Source organism: Clostridium sp. MB05, assembly GCF_046581255.1.
Classification (GTDB): Bacteria; Bacillota; Clostridia; order Clostridiales; family Clostridiaceae; genus Clostridium.
This window is the reverse complement of record NZ_CP174370.1, coordinates 2,750,325-2,768,739: the sequence shown is the minus strand read 5'-3', so window position 1 is coordinate 2,768,739 and position 18,415 is coordinate 2,750,325. Positions and strand designations below refer to the sequence as shown.

Annotated in this window: 18 protein-coding genes and 1 other annotated feature; of the genes, 15 read left to right on the top strand and 3 right to left on the bottom strand. The window is 26.0% G+C overall.

Translation table 11 applies throughout. The features are described 5' to 3' along the window. The first annotated feature begins 62 nt into the window (after positions 1–62). The 3 genes from ACH36K_RS12985 to ACH36K_RS12975 are packed head-to-tail and all read left to right on the top strand — an operon-like array spanning position 63 to position 3,048. Positions 63–1,301: a M16 family metallopeptidase gene (locus ACH36K_RS12985; RefSeq protein WP_411168037.1), complete on the top strand. Its 1,239-nt coding sequence runs from the start codon at positions 63–65 to the stop codon at positions 1,299–1,301. Between the two features lie 16 nt (positions 1,302–1,317). Beyond that, positions 1,318–1,953 carry a recombination regulator RecX gene (gene recX, locus ACH36K_RS12980; RefSeq protein ID WP_411168036.1) on the top strand — a complete coding sequence of 212 codons (636 nt, stop codon included), beginning with the start codon at positions 1,318–1,320 and terminating at the stop codon, positions 1,951–1,953. A 24-nt stretch (positions 1,954–1,977) separates the two neighbouring features. Then, the gene (locus ACH36K_RS12975) at positions 1,978–3,048 is read left to right on the top strand and encodes a transglutaminase-like domain-containing protein (RefSeq protein WP_411168035.1); all 1,071 of its coding nucleotides are present in this window, start codon (positions 1,978–1,980) and stop codon (positions 3,046–3,048) included. Positions 3,049–3,088: 40 nt separating this feature from the next. Here the strand turns inward: ACH36K_RS12975 and ACH36K_RS12970 are convergent, their stop codons facing one another. Continuing rightward, positions 3,089–3,445 carry a tetratricopeptide repeat protein gene (locus tag ACH36K_RS12970; RefSeq protein ID WP_411168034.1) on the bottom strand — a complete coding sequence of 119 codons (357 nt, stop codon included), beginning with the start codon at positions 3,443–3,445 and terminating at the stop codon, positions 3,089–3,091. Positions 3,446–3,697: 252 nt separating this feature from the next. Here ACH36K_RS12970 and ACH36K_RS12965 point away from each other — a divergent pair, with 252 nt between their 5' ends. The 3 genes from ACH36K_RS12965 to ACH36K_RS12955 all read left to right on the top strand — a co-directional run bounded on the left by ACH36K_RS12965 (position 3,698) and on the right by ACH36K_RS12955 (position 8,078). Continuing rightward, entirely contained in the window at positions 3,698–4,642 is a 945-nt protein-coding gene (locus ACH36K_RS12965) for a carbohydrate kinase family protein (protein ID WP_411168033.1), read from the top strand. A 97-nt stretch (positions 4,643–4,739) separates the two neighbouring features. Continuing rightward, positions 4,740–4,865 (top strand): CPC_1213 family protein, encoded by a 126-nt coding sequence (locus tag ACH36K_RS12960; protein ID WP_411168032.1) that lies wholly within the window; start codon positions 4,740–4,742, stop codon positions 4,863–4,865. 127 nt (positions 4,866–4,992) lie between these two features. Beyond that, positions 4,993–5,219: a binding site (T-box leader), on the top strand. Positions 5,220–5,435: 216 nt separating this feature from the next. Further along, positions 5,436–8,078 (top strand): valine--tRNA ligase, encoded by a 2,643-nt coding sequence (locus ACH36K_RS12955; protein WP_411168031.1) that lies wholly within the window; start codon positions 5,436–5,438, stop codon positions 8,076–8,078. A 371-nt stretch (positions 8,079–8,449) separates the two neighbouring features. On the opposite strand, the gene ACH36K_RS12950 is transcribed toward ACH36K_RS12955, so the two are convergent. Further along, positions 8,450–8,881: a hypothetical protein gene (locus ACH36K_RS12950; RefSeq protein WP_411168030.1), complete on the bottom strand. Its 432-nt coding sequence runs from the start codon at positions 8,879–8,881 to the stop codon at positions 8,450–8,452. Positions 8,882–9,035: 154 nt separating this feature from the next. Here ACH36K_RS12950 and ACH36K_RS12945 point away from each other — a divergent pair, with 154 nt between their 5' ends. From ACH36K_RS12945 to ACH36K_RS12925, 5 genes are all read left to right on the top strand, one after another. Continuing rightward, complete coding sequence (locus ACH36K_RS12945) at positions 9,036–9,935, top strand: RimK family alpha-L-glutamate ligase (protein WP_411170704.1); 900 nt, start codon at positions 9,036–9,038, stop codon at positions 9,933–9,935. After that, positions 9,932–10,732, top strand: coding sequence for a RimK family alpha-L-glutamate ligase (locus ACH36K_RS12940; RefSeq protein ID WP_411168029.1), 801 nt, complete (start codon positions 9,932–9,934; stop codon positions 10,730–10,732). The genes ACH36K_RS12945 and ACH36K_RS12940 overlap by 4 nt, the downstream gene beginning before the upstream one ends. Beyond that, entirely contained in the window at positions 10,729–12,027 is a 1,299-nt protein-coding gene (locus ACH36K_RS12935) for a bifunctional folylpolyglutamate synthase/dihydrofolate synthase (RefSeq protein WP_411168028.1), read from the top strand. Before ACH36K_RS12940 ends, ACH36K_RS12935 begins: the two co-directional genes overlap by 4 nt. A gap of 273 nt (positions 12,028–12,300) precedes the next feature. Beyond that, positions 12,301–13,008 (top strand): purine-nucleoside phosphorylase, encoded by a 708-nt coding sequence (gene deoD / locus ACH36K_RS12930; protein WP_411168027.1) that lies wholly within the window; start codon positions 12,301–12,303, stop codon positions 13,006–13,008. A gap of 221 nt (positions 13,009–13,229) precedes the next feature. Further along, positions 13,230–14,171 (top strand): ribonuclease Z, encoded by a 942-nt coding sequence (locus tag ACH36K_RS12925; protein ID WP_411168026.1) that lies wholly within the window; start codon positions 13,230–13,232, stop codon positions 14,169–14,171. Positions 14,172–14,214: 43 nt separating this feature from the next. Here the strand turns inward: ACH36K_RS12925 and ACH36K_RS12920 are convergent, their stop codons facing one another. Then, entirely contained in the window at positions 14,215–15,201 is a 987-nt protein-coding gene (locus ACH36K_RS12920) for a DUF4003 family protein (protein ID WP_411168025.1), read from the bottom strand. A 193-nt stretch (positions 15,202–15,394) separates the two neighbouring features. Here ACH36K_RS12920 and ACH36K_RS12915 point away from each other — a divergent pair, with 193 nt between their 5' ends. The 4 genes from ACH36K_RS12915 (at position 15,395) to ACH36K_RS12900 (ending at position 18,405) form a co-directional block, all read left to right on the top strand. Further along, positions 15,395–16,387: an ABC transporter substrate-binding protein gene (locus tag ACH36K_RS12915; RefSeq protein WP_411168024.1), complete on the top strand. Its 993-nt coding sequence runs from the start codon at positions 15,395–15,397 to the stop codon at positions 16,385–16,387. Next, on the top strand, positions 16,368–17,135 hold the full coding sequence (locus ACH36K_RS12910; RefSeq protein ID WP_411168023.1) for an ABC transporter permease: 768 nt from the start codon (positions 16,368–16,370) through the stop codon (positions 17,133–17,135). The genes ACH36K_RS12915 and ACH36K_RS12910 overlap by 20 nt, the downstream gene beginning before the upstream one ends. Then, positions 17,128–17,730 carry an ATP-binding cassette domain-containing protein gene (locus tag ACH36K_RS12905; protein ID WP_411168022.1) on the top strand — a complete coding sequence of 201 codons (603 nt, stop codon included), beginning with the start codon at positions 17,128–17,130 and terminating at the stop codon, positions 17,728–17,730. Before ACH36K_RS12910 ends, ACH36K_RS12905 begins: the two co-directional genes overlap by 8 nt. 183 nt (positions 17,731–17,913) lie before the next feature. Next, on the top strand, positions 17,914–18,405 hold the full coding sequence (locus tag ACH36K_RS12900) for a MogA/MoaB family molybdenum cofactor biosynthesis protein (protein ID WP_411168021.1): 492 nt from the start codon (positions 17,914–17,916) through the stop codon (positions 18,403–18,405). Positions 18,406–18,415 lie beyond the last annotated feature (10 nt).

Below are 18,415 nucleotides of genomic sequence, written 5' to 3'. Positions count from 1 at the left end.
TAAAATGTAGTCATATTATATTTTTAATAAGCAAAATAATATGAGGAAATAGGTGGATTAATATGTTTAAATTAAATTTTGATGTTGAGAGAAATTTTTTAGATAATGGATTAGAGGTTATAACTATAAAAAAGGATACAAAAATATCATCTATAAATGTAGGAATAAAAGTTGGATCACTTTATGAAGGTATGGATGAAAAAGGAATATCTCATTTTATAGAACATATGCTATTCAAAGGGACAAAAAAAAGGAATTATGAAGAATTAAATGATGAGCTAGAGTTTTTAGGTGGAGAATATAATGCTTATACAGATTATACATCTACAGTGTATACTATAAGCTGTTTAGAAGACGAGCTTAAAAATGCTATTGAAATTTTAGGTGATATGATAATCTGTCCTGAATTTAATGAGAGTGAAATGGAAAAGGAAAGAGGAGTAATACTTGCAGAAATAAGAACAAGTAAAGATGATATAGAAGATTTAAGTTTTAAAAGAACTAATGAAATAGCTTTTAATAAAAGTCCTCTAAAATATGATGTTGCAGGTATAGAAGGAAATATAAAAAAATATACTAAAGAAGATTTAATTAAATTCTATAAAAAATACTATATAGCAAATAATGCTTTAGTTACAGTTGTGTCTTCTTATGACCATAGTGAAGCACTAAATGAAGTAAAAAAAATATTTTCAAATTGGGAAAGAGGGGTAGAGATAGAAAAAAGTATCCTAGAAGAAGAAAATATTTCTAAGTCAATTACAACAACTAAAGCTAATATAGAACAAAATACTATAGTTTATTTATACACTTTTTATAATTTAAATAGGGAACTAGAGCTCCCGCTTAGAATTTTAAATCATAGGTTAGGGGAGAGTTCTAACTCACTTCTATTTAGAGAAGTAAGAGAAAAAAGGGGATTGGCCTATGATATTTATACTAGTATAGATATGACAAATAGTGTTAAGACTTTATATATATATACAGCAGTTGCAGAAGATGATTTAGATGCTGCTATAAATGCAATAAATGAAACAATAGATGGAGTTAAAAATGGAAATTTATCAATTGGAGAGAAAGATTTAGAACTTATGAAGAAAGTTCATAAAACAGCTGTTATCTCAACTTTAGAGGATCCAGCAGAGTTATGTAATTATATGCTTCATCAAGGCTTAGATGGTGAAGATTTATATGAGTTTGTTGGAGATATGGAAAAATTACATACATTAGATATGAATAAAATCCAAGAGGTAGCTAGAAAGGTTTTGAGTAATCCAACAATTCATATACTAAAATCTTAAAGGATTGGAGATAATTATGAGTGTTATTACAAAAATAGAAATACAAAAGAGAAATAAAGAAAGAGTAAATATATATATTGATGGGGAGTATTCATTTTCAATAAGTACAGAATTAGTTTATAAAGAAGGACTAAAATTAAATGAGAAAATAGACATAGAGAAAATTAAAGTAATTGCAAAAGAAGATAATTATTTAAGATGCAAAAATACTGCCATTCGAATAATAGAAAAAACATATAAAAGTGAAAAAGAGCTGAAAGATAAGCTTTTATTAAAAGGATATGATGAAGCAAGTATTAATAAAACATTAAATTTTTTAAAAGAGTATAATTTCTTAAATGATGTAAATTATGTAAAAATGTACGTAAAAGATAAAACTAGGTTGCAAGGAAAAAAGAAAATAAAATATGATTTAATAAAAAAAGGAATAAATGATACTCTTATAGAAGAGGAAATTTCTAATATAAATGAAGATGAAGAAAAAAATATAGCATATAATATGGCTTTGAAAAAATATAATATTTTATTAAAGAGAGAAAATGATAAATACAAATTATCTCAAAAGTTATATAGGTTTTTGTTATCCAAGGGATATAATTATGATATAGTTTCTCAAGCAGTAAAAAGGATAATAGAAATTGATGATATGTAGATTGTTTTAAAAGGAGAGACATTAATGATTACATATTTACCTTATATTTTATGTGCTTTATTAATGGGTTTTTCAATAAAGGGTAGTGTACAAGGATCCTTAGAAGAAGGAAGTGCTAAGTATTCTTTAAATAGATTAATTTATTATTTTTCTATTTTTATGACATTTTTGATCATGCTTACTAATTTAGAAAAAATATATTTAGAAATATTAAAGTTTGTAAGTAATTATTCTAATATTAATTTTGTAAATAACAATTTATTTAAAGCTTTAGTACTAGGAATAGTATTTTTATTCATTCAAACTATAATTTATTGGATTTTAAAGTGTTTAAATAATCCATTAACAAAAGCATATAATATTTTATTAAGTAGAGGAAATTTAGGAATTGTTTTATTTTCAACACTATTTGGGCTTTTAAAAGGTTTAGTTATAATATTAATAATGTTTATGAGTATTATAACTTATAATACAACCTTTGGAAGAAGTATGAAAGTTAATTTATTTAATAGTATAAATGGATACAGTACATTAGAAAATATAATGTCAATTAATAAGCCTGTACTATCTTATAATGATTTTAAAGAATATATTCCATCAAATTCTAATGTAATAGTATATTATAATGGAGTTACATTAGAAGAAGGAATAAAATCATCAGAAGAAATAAATAAAAAGGCTGTTGAAATAATTGGAAATGCTAAAAGTGATAGAGAAAAAGCAAAAAAATTATATTCATGGATTGGATCAAATATTAAATATGACTTTTTAAAAGCTGAAAAAGCTTTAGGACCTGAAGGCGTAAGTAATAGTGGAGCAATTGAAGCTTGGAATACAAGAAGTGGAATTTGTTTTGATTATGCTTGTCTTTATGTAGCTATGGCAAAATCTGTAGGATTAGGAACAAGGATAGTAACTGGAGATGCCTTTGATGGTCAAAACTATGGACCACACGCTTGGAATCAAGTGTATCTTTCAGATGAAGGAGTTTGGATTAATATAGATCCAACATTTTATTTAGCAGGAGATTACTTTGACAACAAAGATTTCAATTCAGATCATTTAAATGCTCAAATAGCAGGAGAATGGCTTTAAATTTAGTAAAATTAAAAAGGCTTTTATAACCTATTTAAGATTATAAAGCCTTTTTATTTTTAGACATTATTAAATTTATAGCTTTTTCACAATCATAGTCAGAATCATCTAGTGACCAGGCTATGTTAAAATAAATAAGGGCTTTTTTGAGTTCTTCTTTCATTGTATAACAATAGGCTAAGTTAAAGAAGTATTTACTTTCTTGCTGCACAGAAAGAGCTTTTTTTATCATTATTATTGCCGAATCAAAATCCTTAAGCTTTATATAACAAACTCCTGCATTATAATAGGAACAAGTTGTACTTTCATCATTTTCAATTGCCCTATTGTAAAATTCAATTGCTTTTTTAAATTCTTTAAGATTATAGTATTTATTACCTTCGTTAAAGTAATTCATTTTTACCTCCAAGGAATATAATTATATGTATTTAAATTATTGACATATAGATAAGTTAATATTCAGTATATGAATATCCAAGGAAAATGTAGCAAGTTTTAGAGAGTTTTAAATAAATAATATAATTAAAGAAGCATAAATAAAAAATAAAATTCGACAAAGTTTGTAAAATTAACTTTATTTTTTTAGCTTTCTCTAATATAATATATTTATGTTTTTTAGTAACGGATTTTAAAGAGCAGGAGAGATGGTATGTATAATAATAATCCTTATATATTAGTATTAGGGGCGTCAATAGTAGATATAATAGGCTTTAGCAGAAAAAAATATAATGGAAGAGATTCTATACCAGGACATATAAAGATATCATTAGGTGGAGTTTGTAGAAACATTGCTGAAAATTTAGCAAGAGTTAATGTTAATACAGAATTTATTTCTATTTTAGGTGGAGATGATCAAGGAAGAAATATTTTAGAAAACTCAGAGCTTATAGGATATAGTATGGAACATTCATTAATTTTAGAAAATGAATATACACCTACATATATGGCGATTTTAAATGAAAATGGAGAAATGGAATCTGCAATAGTAGATATGGAAAGTCTTAATAAAATGGAATCTAGCTTTATAAATTCTAGAGCCCATATAATCGAAAATGCAGAATATACTATATTAGATTCAGATAATCCAGAACTTTTAGAGTATATTTTAACTACTTTTAAAGGAAAAACTAAATTTATATTAGATCCTGTATCATCAACAAAGGCAGAAAAAATAAAACATTTAGTAAAATATTTTCATACAATTAAACCAAATAGATTAGAGACAGAGGTTTTATGTGGGTTTAAAATTGAAAGTGACGAAGATTTAAAAAGAGCAGCAGATTACTTCTTATCACTAGGTGTTAAAAATGTATTTATAAGTCTTGATGCAGAGGGTATTTACTATAAGACTTCTAATGAAGAAGGAAAAATAGCTACAAAGGCTGTGGAAGTTAAAAATGTTACAGGTGCAGGAGATTCTTTTGTTGCAGGTGTTGGATATGGATATATGAATAATTTTTCAATTAAGGATACTGTTAAATATGCTATCGCTATGTCAGTAGTTACTATAATCCATGAAGAAACTATTAATCCAAGTATGAGTGAAGAATTTGTTAATGACTTTATAAAAACAATGGAATGGATAGATGGATAAATACTAATTACAAAATTTCACTTTCTTTCTTAGCTTTATATAAAATAAATTAAATTATTTTACATAAGCTAATTATATAAATTTGGAGGTGAAGTAAATGAGTAAGAAATCAAAAAATAGTCATAAAAAACATATAAATCATAATCCGCAAGTGGAAAGTGTAAAAGCAGCTTTTGGAGAACCAAAGGCAAAGGAACATAATCCAAAGGATTTTAAAATCTAATAAATAGAATATTTTTTAAGTGCTAAATAAAAATTTGGCACTTTTTTAAGTTACTTTAATTATTTATTTTGTGATAACATTGACAAAAATAATAATATAGTATAATATAGCCTTACAAAATCATATAATAAAAGCAATGATAAAGAGGAGTAAGGAATACAAAGTATTAAAGAAAAAGAGGGTCACCGGCTGAAAGCCTTCTATATAGAGTATCCTGAAGGTAGCTTTTGAGCATCTTTACTGAAATTAAGTAAGTAAAGGCGGCTGTCTTAGTCGTTAATAAATAAAGAGCTTAATATAAAATAATATTTTATATTAAGAAAAAAGGTGGTACCGCGAGTCTTCGTCCTTTTGTGATGAAGGCTTTTTTTATTGCTTAAAATTAAACATTCAAGATTATATTATACTATTTTATTTGGTTTCTAAATTACAAAAGTGAATTTATAGATTAATTATGTGAATCTTAAAGTATGAACCTTCAAATTATACTTAATTGCTATTTACTATTTAGTACATATAATAAAATTTTATTAATTATCTTGAATATATAAAATAAAAGGAGGCAAAAGGATGTCTGAAAAGAAAAACTTAGCAACCACGTATAACCCAAAAGAATTCGAAGAAAGAATTTATAAAAATTGGGAAGAAAAAAAATATTTTACACCAATAATTGATAAAAATAAGAAGCCTTTTTCTATAGTTATGCCACCACCAAATATAACAGGAAAGCTTCATTTAGGTCATGCACTTGATAATACACTTCAAGATATGCTTATAAGATTTAAAAGAATGCAAGGATACTGTACTTTATGGTTACCAGGTCAAGATCATGCTTCTATTGCAACTGAAGTAAAAGTTGAAAACGAACTTTTAAAAAAAGGTTTAGTTAAAAAGGAAATGGGAAGAGAAGCTTTCTTAGAGAAGGTTTGGGAATGGTCTGATGAATATAGAGAAACTATAAGAAAACAACTTAAAAAAGTTGGAGTTTCCTGTGATTTTTCTAGAGAAGCTTTTACGATGGATGAAAATTTAAATAAGGCAGTTAGAACTGTTTTTGTTAACCTTTATAAAGAAGGATTAATATATCAAGGAAATAGAATAACTAACTGGTGTCCAAAGTGTACGACAGCTCTTTCAGATGCTGAAATAATTTATGAAGAAAAAGAAGGAAGCTTTTGGCATATAAATTATCCATTGGCTGATGGTTCAGGGGCTTTAGAAATAGCAACTACAAGACCAGAAACTTTATTAGGAGATACAGCAGTAGCTGTAAATCCAAATGATGATAGATTTAAACATCTTATAGGAAAAACATTAAAATTACCTCTAACAGATAGAGAGATTCCTATAGTTGGAGATGACTACGTTGATATTGAATTTGGAACTGGTGCTGTTAAAATAACTCCAGCACATGATCCTAATGACTTCCAAGTAGGTCTTAGACATAACTTACCTCAAATAAGAGTCATGGATGATCATGGTGTTATTAATGAGTTAGGTGGAAAGTATCAAGGCTTAGATAGATATGAAGCTAGAAAGCAAATGGTTAGCGATTTAGAAGAACAAGGATTATTAGTTAAGGTTAAACCACATACTCATAATGTAGGAACACATGATAGATGTGGAACAGTAGTTGAACCTATAATATCAAAGCAGTGGTATGTTAAAATGGAATCTTTAGCAAAGCCAGCTATAGATGTAGTTAAAAATAATGAAACTAAATTTGTACCAGAAAGATTTGATAAGATATACTTTAACTGGATGGAAAATATTCAAGATTGGTGTATATCAAGACAATTATGGTGGGGGCATAGAATTCCAGTTTGGTACTGCACAGATTGTAGAGAAATCATAGTTGAAGTAGATGCTCCTACAGTATGTCCTAAGTGTGGATCTAATCACTTACGTCAAGATGAAGATGTACTAGATACTTGGTTCTCTTCAGCTTTATGGCCTTTCTCAACATTAGGATGGCCTAATAAAACAGATGATTTAGAATATTTTTATCCAACAAACGTATTAGTTACAGGATATGATATTATATTCTTCTGGGTTGCAAGAATGATATTCTCAGGAATAAAAAATATGGATAAAACTCCATTTGATACAGTTTTAATGCATGGTATCATAAGAGATTCTGAGGGTAAGAAGATGAGTAAATCTTTAGGTAATGGGGTTGATCCGTTAGAAGTTATAGATGAATATGGAGCAGATGCTTTAAGATTTATGCTTGTAACAGGTAACTCACCAGGAAATGACATAAGATATATTCCTGAAAGAGTTGAATCTGCTAGAAACTTTGCAAATAAGATGTGGAATGCTTCAAGATTTGTTATGATGAATCTTGATAAAGATATAATGAATAAATATGCTGATTGCAAGGAATATAGTTTAGCAGATAAATGGATACTTTCAAGAATGAATACATTAGTTAAAGAAGTAACTGAAAATATGGAAAAATATGAGCTTGGAATTGCTCTTCAAAAGGTATATGATTTCATGTGGACAGAGTTCTGTGATTGGTATATAGAACTAGTTAAAGGAGTTTTATGTGGTGAAGATGAAAAGCAAAAAGGCATAGTTTACAATGTTTTAAATGATGTTCTGCAAACTGGACTTAAGCTATTACATCCTGTAATGCCATTTATAACTGAAGAAATATATACTACTTTAACTGATGGCGAGTCAATAGTAATTTCAAATTGGCCAGAATGCAATGAAAGCTTAAATGATGAAAAAGCAGAAAAAGATATGGACTTTATAATTGAAGCTATTAAAGGATTAAGAAATGTAAGAGCTGAAATGAATGTTCCACCATCAAGAAAAGCTAAAGTAATTAGTTATACTACAGATGAATCAAAAGATGCATTCTTATCTGGAGTTCACTATATAGAAAAGCTAGCATCGGCATCTGAAGTATCATTTATAGAAGATAAGTCTATGGTTCCAGAAAATGCAGTATCACTAGTTGTTAAGGGTGGAGAATTATTTATGCCGCTTTTAGATTTAGTAGATAAAGAAAAGGAACTTGAAAGACTAAATAAAGAAAAGAAAAAGCTAGAAGGAGAAGTAGAAAGAATAGATAAGAAATTATCTAACCAAGGCTTCGTAGCTAAAGCACCTCAAGCAGTAATTGATGGTGAAAAAGAAAAGAGAGAAAAATATCAAGAAATGCTAAATGCAGTTTTAGTTAGAATAGATACTTTAAAATAGGAGATATAATTTTACAATAATAAAATAAAATTCATTGCTATACAACATTAATAGAATTTATTTATTATAAAAAAAGTTGTTTCTAATTTATAGTATTTAGTTTATAATATTTAAGATAAAAGATTTAATAAGATAAAAGGCACTAAAGGCTCTAGCTTAAACTAGAGCCTTTAGTGTTTAAATGCCTAGGAAAGTATAAAAAAATAAAGCTTTGAAAATGCGATTATATAATACTTTTAGTAATTAAATGTGGGAAAGTAGATTTATTTTATACTTTCCTTACCTTCAGTTTGTATGTGGACATATGTAAGTTTATGGTGACTTGGAGTGGAACAACGGAATAAGTAAACTTACATATGTCCACTTTTTTATTAAAACATCTGTAATATAGTATTTGCTAAAGTACTGCTTGGATCTTTTTCAATAACTTCTTCAGCAATTTTTATTGCATCATAAGTTTTTATAAAGTTATTAGGAAGTGTTGAAAAAATAAGAAACCATTCTTTATACTTAAGTTCATCTTTATATTTTAAGGCTTTATTTATATGATTAAATGCTAGGTCTTCATATGACAAAGGTGTTAAAATAATAAAAATAAAATAAGACATTAAATAATGCGAATATGCTAGTTCCTCATAATGTTTTTTGTTTTCAAAAAAATTTATTTTATTAACCAACCAAAAGTAAAAGTTTGTTTGCATATAGTAGTCATAAGATTTAAGTTCAATTAATTTTTCTTCATCTATTTCAAAAATAGAAATTTTATCTAAATTTAATTTTAATGCTTCATTTAAATCATTCATAATAAACTCCTTCTTTAGATTATCTATTTATTATTTTAAATTATCTTAATATAAAATACAATTAATATAAAATAATAACATAAGCTTTAATATTGACAAAAAAAATTAAAAGTGATAAAAGTAGGTTAATTAATAAAGAGTAGAAAGAGTGGATATGTATATGACAGGATGGATAATTTACAATGGAACATTAAATATTCCAAAAATAAATAAGCTTGTAAAATCCTTAGTAATTGAAGCAGAAAAATTAGATATAAAATTAGAGGCAGTTAAAAATACAGAAATAATACCTATGTATAATAATGAAGGTAAAGCTGAACTTTTATATCTAAAGGAGCTGCCTAATCCAAGATTTATTATATTTTGGGATAAAGATGTATTATTAGCAAAACATTTAGAAAAGATGGAATTAAAGGTCTTTAATTCAAGTAAATCAATAGAATATTGTGATCATAAGGGATTAATGCATTTAAAACTTTCTAATAATAAAATCCAAATGCCGCGAACTATACTATCCCCAATGGTTTTTAATTATTCATCAAACAATGAAGATTATTTATTAAAATGTTATGAAGAACTTGGAGAAGATATAATAATAAAAGAATCAAAAGGTTCTTTTGGAATGCAGGTATATTTAATAAATAGCAAGGAAGATTTTATTAGAAAAGTTAGTGAGCTAAATAAGAGAAATGTAGACTTTATTATGCAAGAAAATATTAAAAGTAGTTATGGTAGAGATATAAGAGTAAATATAATAGGAAATAAAGTAATAGGGGCTATGCTTAGAAAGTCAGATAAAGACTTTAGAGCAAATATATCTCAAGGCGGAAAGGGAAAGTTGATAGACTTAACTAAGGAACAAGAAGAGCTTGCATTAAAAGCACACAAGGCATTAGGTTTAGATTTTTCAGGAGTAGATTTATTATTTGGAGATGATGATAAGCCTTTATTATGTGAAGTAAATTCAAATTTAAATTTCTTAAGTTTTGAAGAACTTTGGGGAAAAAGCTTTGGAAGAGAAATATTAAAATATATATTAGAGGAATGCTTATGATAAATGGTTTAGTTATATATGATGAGAGAGATGTAGAAAAAAATAAAGGTTATATTAATTGGTTAATAGAAGATGGAAGAAAGTATGATTTAGATTTAAAACTTATTTTAACAAAAGATATTGATTATAAAAAGATAGAAGGAAAATATAAATTTGCTATAAATAGATCTAGAAATTACAATGTAACATATAATTTAGAGTTATTAAGTATTAAAGTTTTTAATAAATATAAGTTTTGTAAATTGGGAAATGACAAATTAGAAGCATATAATTTTATAGAATCTTTAAATATAAGATATCCAAGAATCTATAGATGTTTAGAAGATATTGATAAGAGCAAAAATATAATAGAAAAACCTAAAAATGGACATGGTGGAATAAGTATTAATATACTAAATGAATTTAATAATTTAGATTTTAATAAAAATGTATATCAAGAATTTATTGAAGACTACATAGGAGATATAAGATTTTACATAATAGATAATAAAATAGTTAACTGTGTAATAAGAAAACCACAAAAAAATAATTTTTTATCTAATTTTTCTAAAGGAGGAAATGTGAAGTTATATAATTATTCATCTAAAGAAGAAAAAGTACTAGATAAAATATTAAATAATATAGAAATAGATTTCGGTGGAATTGACTTTTTACTTTTAGAAAATGGTGAAATACTATTTAATGAATTTGAAGATGCAGTTGGAAGTAGAATGCTAAGCTATTTAGGAGTAAATAATACAATGGAATTATTTTTAAACCATATATCAAAAGATCTAAAAGGAATGAGACAGGTATGAAGAATTTAAAGGCATTAAAATATTTAGAAGAATTAAGAAAATTAGGCTCAAGTTATGGATTAGAACGTACAGAAAGATTATTAGAGTTACTTGGAAAACCACATAAAAAACTAAAGCTTATACATATAGCTGGAACAAATGGAAAAGGTTCAACTTCAGCGATAATAGGGAAGGTTCTTATTGAACATGGGTACAAAGTAGGTTTTTTCAATTCACCACATTTAGAAGAAATAGAAGAAACTATAAGAGTAAATGAGGACAATATACTAGAAGAGGATTTAGTAAGCTTATTAGAAGAAGTAAAACCATATGTTAATAAAGTGGTAGAAGAAGGATATAAACATCCAACAGAATTTGAAGTTTTAACTTGTATAATGTTCCTATATTTATATAGAAAAGAAGTTGATTTTGGAATAATAGAAGTGGGGCTTGGAGGTAGATTAGATTCAACAAATGTTATTATACCAATATTATCAATAATAACTTCTATAAGCTTAGATCATACAAATATTTTAGGGAATACAATAGAAGAAATAACTAATGAAAAAGCAGGTATAATAAAAGAAAATATTCCAGTTATAACTTGTAATCAAATAAATGAAGCTATTGAAATTATTAAAAAAAGGGCTTTATTAACTAAATCTAATTTAATTGTTGTAGATTCAAAAAATTACACACTATTAGAAATAGTAAATGATGATATTCAATATCAAAAGGTTTCAATAGATTATAATAATAATAAGTATATTTTAGATTTACCTTTACTTGGTAAGCATCAAATTATTAATTTAGCCTTAGCAATTAAAGGGTTGGAAGAACTTCATAATTTAAATTATATAAAATTAAATTATGATAAGTTATATTCTGGTGTGAAAAGTGTTAGATGGAAGGGCAGACTTGAAGTATTAAGAAAAAATCCATATGTAGTAATTGATGGAGCTCATAATATTTCAGGAATTGAATTTCTTAAAAGTAATATAGAAGAGTATTTTAAATATAAAAATATATATTTAATACTTGGAATTTTGGCAGATAAAAATGTTGATGAAATGGTAAAAATAATAGCACCATTAGCTACCGAGGTTTATACTGTTACAGCAAATTCAATAAGAGCAAAGAATGCAAATGAATTAAAAGATGTAGTATTAAAATATAATGAAAATTGCATTGCTTTTAATGAATATAATAAGGCAATAGAATTAGCATTAAGTAAAGCAAAAAAAGATGATTTAATAATTGCTTCAGGATCACTTTATATGATAGGAGAGATTAGAAGAATATTAAATAATATATAAGTATTACAAATAATCCAATATATTAGATAAATTTTAGTGTAATTAGTAAAATTTTATTTTACTGATTACACTTATTTTAATATATTCTAGTAATAATTAACTTAGTAAAATAATATTATTGATACTATTTAATGATATTATATAGAATATACAATATCATTAAATTTTTTTGAGAATAAATATAACAATAATGATATTTTAGAATGAAAAGGTTTATTTGTTTTTATAAATATGATAGTATTTTATTAATTATAGATTAAGGAGGCTTTTAACATGGCAAAACATTTACACATAATGGCTAATGAAGGAGCTATAGCAGAAACAGTATTATTGCCAGGAGATCCACTAAGAGCTAAATTCATAGCTGAAAATTACTTGGAAAATCCTGTTTGTTATAACGAAGTTAGGGGAATGTATGGTTATACTGGTACATATAAAGGTAAAAGAATCTCAGTACAAGGCACAGGAATGGGGTTACCATCACACTCTATTTATGTAAACGAATTAATTCAGTTTTATGGTGCAAAAAGACTTATTAGAATTGGCTCAGCAGGTTCAATGAATGAAGATGTTAATGTAAGAGATATAGTTTTGGCTCAAAGTGCATCAACGAACTCAGGAATAAACAAAAGAAGATTCAAAGGAATGGATTATGCTCCAACAGCAAATTTTGAGCTTTTATTAGAAGCATATAATAAAGGAAAAGAAAAAGGTTTAAATATTAAAGTAGGAAACGTATTGTCTTCGGATTTATTCTATGATGACACTAATGTAGGAATAAAGTTATGGGCTGATTATGGTTGTTTAGCTGTAGAAATGGAATCAGCTGAATTATATACACTTGCAGCAAAATATGGAGTTGAAGCTTTATCTATACTTACAATTTCTGATCATATATTTAAAGGAATAGAAACTACTCCTGAAGAAAGACAAAAAAGCTTCACTGATATGATGGAAATAGCATTAGAGTTAGCAAAATAAATATATAAGTAAGATTAGTTTTAGGCAGTAGGAAGTTTATCCTATTGTCTTTATTTAATAATTAAATTAATTATCTATATATAATAGAGATAATTATATTTAAAATATACTTTTTAAATATATTAATTAGATATAAAGATATTTAATGCTATATAGATAGTAAAATATAAATTATATATATTAAATTTGTAAATAATATATTTTAGAAAGAAGGTGAGAAAATGATAGATATTGCGCTATTAGGTTGTGGCGGAGGAATGCCTATGCCAAATAGAAACTTATCAGCACTATTTATAAATTACAGAGGAAGAAAAATATTAATAGATTGTGGAGAAGGTACTCAAGTTACTATACGAAAAATGGGGCTTGGATTTAAAGCTATAGACATAATTATTATAACTCACTTCCATGGAGATCATATAGTGGGATTGCCAGGATTATTATCTACTATAGGCAATAGTGGAAGGGAAAAGCCATTAACAATAGTTGGTCCCATAGGAATAAATAATGTGATAAATAATCTTAGAGTTATTTGTCCATATTTACCTTATGATATAAATATTTTAGAAAATCCTGATGAGTTGTATTTTAATATTACAAAGGATATACTACAGCTATCTGAAGTTGAAAAATGTGATTTTATATTAAGATCATTAGAATTAGATCACTCTTCACCTTGTTTAGGATATAGTCTTTACTTTAAAAGAAGAAGAAAATTTGATTTAGAAAAAGCTACTTTAATGAATGTACCTAAAGTTCTATGGAGTAAATTACAAAAGGAAGAAGAAGTAATTTATAACGGAGTGAAATATGATTACACCATGGTTTTAGGAGAGGAAAGAAAAGGTGTTAAATTAAGTTTCATAACAGATACAAGACCTATCTCGAGTATTCCTATGCTAATAAAGAATAGTGATTTGTTCATTTGTGAAGGCACTTATGGAAGTGATGAGGATATAGAAAAAGCTATAAAAAATAAACATATGACTTTTAAAGAAGCTGCTATTTTAGCAAATAAGGGTAAAGTAAAGGAGTTGTTACTAACTCATTTCAGTCCTGCAATGGTAGAGCCTAAAGAGTTTAGTGAAAATGCCCGTGAAATATTTGAAAGTTTAATAATTGGAGAAGATGAAATGGTAAAAACCTTAAAGTTTACTGAGTAAACTTTAAGGTTTTATTTTATATAATTAATAAGACTTTTTATTACTAATTGCTTGCAGCGGAAGCAGCAGCCGCAGCCGCAGCTGAGGCCGCTGCTATTTGCATTATAATAACTATATTTAGAGATATGTTATTAGTTGTTTCAATTAATTTTTCCTTTATTAAAGAATCACTATTTTCAATAGACTCTAAAGAGAGTAATGAAGCTATAATCATATGCCTTACAGTTGAACCTAAAGTAAATGTTCCGAAACCAGATTGTTTTTTTAGAAATTTATCAGTTGAAATTAAATTTTGAGCAAATTCTTCATAATCATTAATTGTTAAAGCCGCAACACCTAGTATAGGAAGAGAATAACCTTTTAAAGGAAGAGAATGTTTTCTTAAGGTTTTATCTAATAAAATAACTTTATTGCATTTTTCTTGTGAGAATCCATCAAAAAGAGATAGTATGTGAGAAAGAGCTTGAAGATTATTACCAGAATAAAAACCATTATTTTTTAAAATATTATAGCACTCTTCCATATCAATAAATGTTTGATCTAAATTATAAGAAGTTGTAGCAATAAGAGCAGCAGCGCAAATATCATCTTGCCCAGTTAAAAATAGATGGTTTTTTTTCATAATATCATAAGCTTTTCTAGTATTTTCAACTAATAAGTCAACATCTATTGTATTTTTATAATTATAAATTATTTGTGATGCTAAAACTAAAAATTGATTATTAAAAAAATGATTTTTTAATTTGTTATATATAATGGTTATATCTTTAAAAATTTCTTCTGGATTATCTTGTATAGATAAATTAATTGCAGTAGTTAGAAGGTTATTTCCTCTAAAATTAGAGAAAAAAGAAGAATTATTTTTTATTAAATCTATGCAGTTATTTATTTTTTCTACATCAACATCTATATTTCTTAAGGTTAGGTTTAAGGCATTACATCTTTTAAATATACCCATTCCAAAGGTAGATTTTACATTTTCTAAGTTATTACTATTTTTAATAAGTAAATCTAATTTATTGTCTATCATAAATATTCATTCCCTTCAAAAATTTACTAATTATATAATAAAGGAAAAATAAAATAAATTCAACATAAAAGCTGCTTTATATAATAAACTATAACTTATAATAAGATATTTGATTTTATATTAGTGCTGTTTGTGTATCCTTTTATTAGTGATATAATGGTAAGAAGTAGTAAATTTAGAGGGAGTAGATAAAATGAGAAAGAATAATAAAGTTAAATTAGGCATTTTCCTTATAGCTACTATGTTTTTAACATTTACAAGCTGTAAATCAAATGTAGAAGAGTCTAAACAAGAAACAAAAGAAAAGAAGGAAATAAATTTAGTAGTGCCAAATGGAGTTCCATCAACATCTATATCAAAAATGATTAAAGAAAATATACAAGTAGATAATAATTATAATATTATCTATTCTATAGAAAATACTTCAGATACATTAGCAACTTCAGTAATGAAGGGAGAACCCGATATAGCAATAGTTCCGTCAAATCTAGCTGCACAAGCTTATAATAAGAATTTAGGTTATAAGTTAGTTGGTACAACAGGTTGGGGATCATTATATTTGATCTCAACTGAAGGAAAAATTAGTTTTAATGATATTAGAGGTAAAGAGATTTATAATATAGGAAAGGGCTTAACTCCAGATATAGTTTTTAAAACTCTTTTAAAGGAAAGCGGAATTAAAGAGGATGAAGTTATATTAAGTTATGTAGGTGGGCCAACTGAGTTAGCACCTACTATACTAGGGGGAAAAGCAAAGTTTGCAGTTGTTCCAGAGCCTGTGCTAACAACTATAATTAATAAGAATACTAATATAGAAGTAATAGCTAATTTAAATGATTTATGGAAAGATAAATTTGATAGCAATAAGGGATTTCCTCAAGCTAGTATAATTGTTAAAGAAGATTTAATAAATAATAGTAAAGATTTTCTTGATAAATTAATGAGCGAAATAGATTTATCTACAAAATGGGCAAATGAAAACAATGGTGAAGCAGCTAAGTATTCTGTAGAAAATGGTTCACAAGTAGATGTAAGTGTATTAGAAAAATCAATAAAAAATAGTAATATAAACTTTTCAAAAGCAAAAGATAGCAAGAAAGAATATTTAGATTACTATAAAATTCTAGAAAGTGAAAATCCAAAATCAATAGGAGAAAAAATTCCAGATGAAGACTTCTTCTATTAAAAATCAAAAAATTATATTTATATCTCTACTTGTTTTAGTAGGGATATGGGTACTATTATCAAATAAAATAAATAATTCTATTTACTTACCTAAAGTAAGTGAAATATTAAAAGAAATATTTAACATAGGGAAAGAAAAATATTTTTTGTTAAATATAGGTAATTCGTTATTGAGAGGCTTTATAAGCTTTATACTGGCATTAATAATAGCTATTATCTTAGGTATAGTATCAGGCTTTAATAAATTTATATATAATTTTTTATATCCTGTTAATTCCATATTAAAGTCAATTCCAACAATAGCTTTTATACTTATAGCTTTAATTTGGTTAAATAAAAATTATGCACCCTATTTAATTGGATTTATTATGGCTTTTCCAGTTTTGTATGAGTGTACAATTAATTCAATAATAAATGAAAATAAAGATTTAATTCAAATGGCAGAAACCTTTAAAGTTAAGTTTATTTATAAATTATTAAATATATATTTTCCAAAGATAATAATTAATATTTCATCTATAGCGACATCTACCTTTTCATTGGTGTTAAAAGTTGTAATTGCAGGAGAAGTGTATGGACAACCACTATATGGAATAGGAACTGCTATTCAAGGAGAAAAGATAAATTTTAATACAGCAGGAATATTTGCATGGATAATTATAGTTGCTATACTTTGTTATATAACTGATAAAATAATTATATATGTTTTAAATAAAAGCATTAAAGGGAGAAGGTATATACTTGATTAAATTTAATAATATTAATATTAACTTTGAAGAAAAAGTATTGTATAAAGATTTTTATATAGATTTTAATAAAGATTCTATAAATTTTATAATGGGTGAGTCTGGCATAGGAAAAAGTACTTTGCTTAATTATATAAAGGATGAATTAATATTAAGAGGATTCAATGTTAGTGCTGTTTTTCAAGAAAATAGATTAATACCATGGATAAATATTTATAAAAATCTAGAATTTGTTATAAAAGATAATTTTCATAAAGAAATTAGAAAAGAAAAAATAGATGATATATTAGAAAAAATGAATTTATCAAATTGTAAAAAGCTTTATCCACATGAATTAAGTGGAGGAATGAGACAAAGAATAAATATAGCTAGAGCAATGTTATATGATGGTGATGTATTTATTATGGATGAACCATTTAAAGGCTTAGATAAGGAAAATAAAGAAAATATTATTAAGGTAGTAAGAGAATATTTTTCTGAAAAAAGAAAAACTGCCATAATAGTAAGTCATGATTTAAATGAAGCAAGAGAAATCGGTGATAAAATAATATTATTTAAAAATAATCCAGTAGAAAAAGAAATAATTAAAAATAATTGAAAAGAGGTGTCAATCACTTCTTTTTTTATTATCTAAAACTCCATATAAATTGAAATTTTAGACAATAATATGCTTTAAAGAAGGAATATGGCAAAAGATATAGAAGTATTAAATAAACGGATAAAATTTTCCTTAAAGAGATTTTGGCATTAATTATTTAATCAATATAGGGGTGAGAATTTAATGTACAGTGTTGGAATAATAACAAGTAGTGATAAAGGATATAAGGGTGAAAGAGAGGATAAAAGTGGAGCTGTAATCAGAGATATAGTTGAGAAAGCAGGCTTTAATGTAAAAAAACAAATTATTTTACCAGATGATAAAGAAATGCTAAAAAAAGAATTTATTTGTATGAGTGATGTGTTAAAGGTTAATTTAATTTTAAGCACAGGAGGAACAGGCTTTTCTAAAAGAGACATAACTCCAGAAGCAACTAAAGAAATAATTGATAGAGAAGCACCGGGGATATGTGAAGCTATAAGATGTTATAGCCTTCAAATAACTAAGAGAGCTATGCTTTCAAGGGCAGTATCAGGAATAAGAGGAAATACATTAATAGTGAATTTACCTGGAAGCCCTAAGGCTTGTATGGAAGCATTAGATTTTATATTAGATGAATTAAAGCATGGATTAGGTATATTGATAGGTGAAGAGCAAGAATGTGCAAGAAAATAATTAGTTTTTC

Coding starts and splice junctions, on each gene's coding strand:
- ACH36K_RS12915 (WP_411168024.1), top strand. CDS start 15,395: ATGAGAAAGAATAATAAAGTTAAATTAGGCATTTTCCTTATAGCTACT.
- recX (WP_411168036.1), top strand. CDS start 1,318: ATGAGTGTTATTACAAAAATAGAAATACAAAAGAGAAATAAAGAAAGA.
- ACH36K_RS12900 (WP_411168021.1), top strand. CDS start 17,914: ATGTACAGTGTTGGAATAATAACAAGTAGTGATAAAGGATATAAGGGT.
- ACH36K_RS12940 (WP_411168029.1), top strand. CDS start 9,932: ATGATAAATGGTTTAGTTATATATGATGAGAGAGATGTAGAAAAAAAT.
- ACH36K_RS12965 (WP_411168033.1), top strand. CDS start 3,698: ATGTATAATAATAATCCTTATATATTAGTATTAGGGGCGTCAATAGTA.
- deoD (WP_411168027.1), top strand. CDS start 12,301: ATGGCAAAACATTTACACATAATGGCTAATGAAGGAGCTATAGCAGAA.
- ACH36K_RS12960 (WP_411168032.1), top strand. CDS start 4,740: ATGAGTAAGAAATCAAAAAATAGTCATAAAAAACATATAAATCATAAT.
- ACH36K_RS12920 (WP_411168025.1), bottom strand. CDS start 15,201: ATGATAGACAATAAATTAGATTTACTTATTAAAAATAGTAATAACTTA.
- ACH36K_RS12950 (WP_411168030.1), bottom strand. CDS start 8,881: ATGAATGATTTAAATGAAGCATTAAAATTAAATTTAGATAAAATTTCT.
- ACH36K_RS12935 (WP_411168028.1), top strand. CDS start 10,729: ATGAAGAATTTAAAGGCATTAAAATATTTAGAAGAATTAAGAAAATTA.
- ACH36K_RS12985 (WP_411168037.1), top strand. CDS start 63: ATGTTTAAATTAAATTTTGATGTTGAGAGAAATTTTTTAGATAATGGA.
- ACH36K_RS12975 (WP_411168035.1), top strand. CDS start 1,978: ATGATTACATATTTACCTTATATTTTATGTGCTTTATTAATGGGTTTT.
- ACH36K_RS12945 (WP_411170704.1), top strand. CDS start 9,036: ATGTATATGACAGGATGGATAATTTACAATGGAACATTAAATATTCCA.
- ACH36K_RS12970 (WP_411168034.1), bottom strand. CDS start 3,445: ATGAATTACTTTAACGAAGGTAATAAATACTATAATCTTAAAGAATTT.
- ACH36K_RS12910 (WP_411168023.1), top strand. CDS start 16,368: ATGAAGACTTCTTCTATTAAAAATCAAAAAATTATATTTATATCTCTA.
- ACH36K_RS12925 (WP_411168026.1), top strand. CDS start 13,230: ATGATAGATATTGCGCTATTAGGTTGTGGCGGAGGAATGCCTATGCCA.
- ACH36K_RS12955 (WP_411168031.1), top strand. CDS start 5,436: ATGTCTGAAAAGAAAAACTTAGCAACCACGTATAACCCAAAAGAATTC.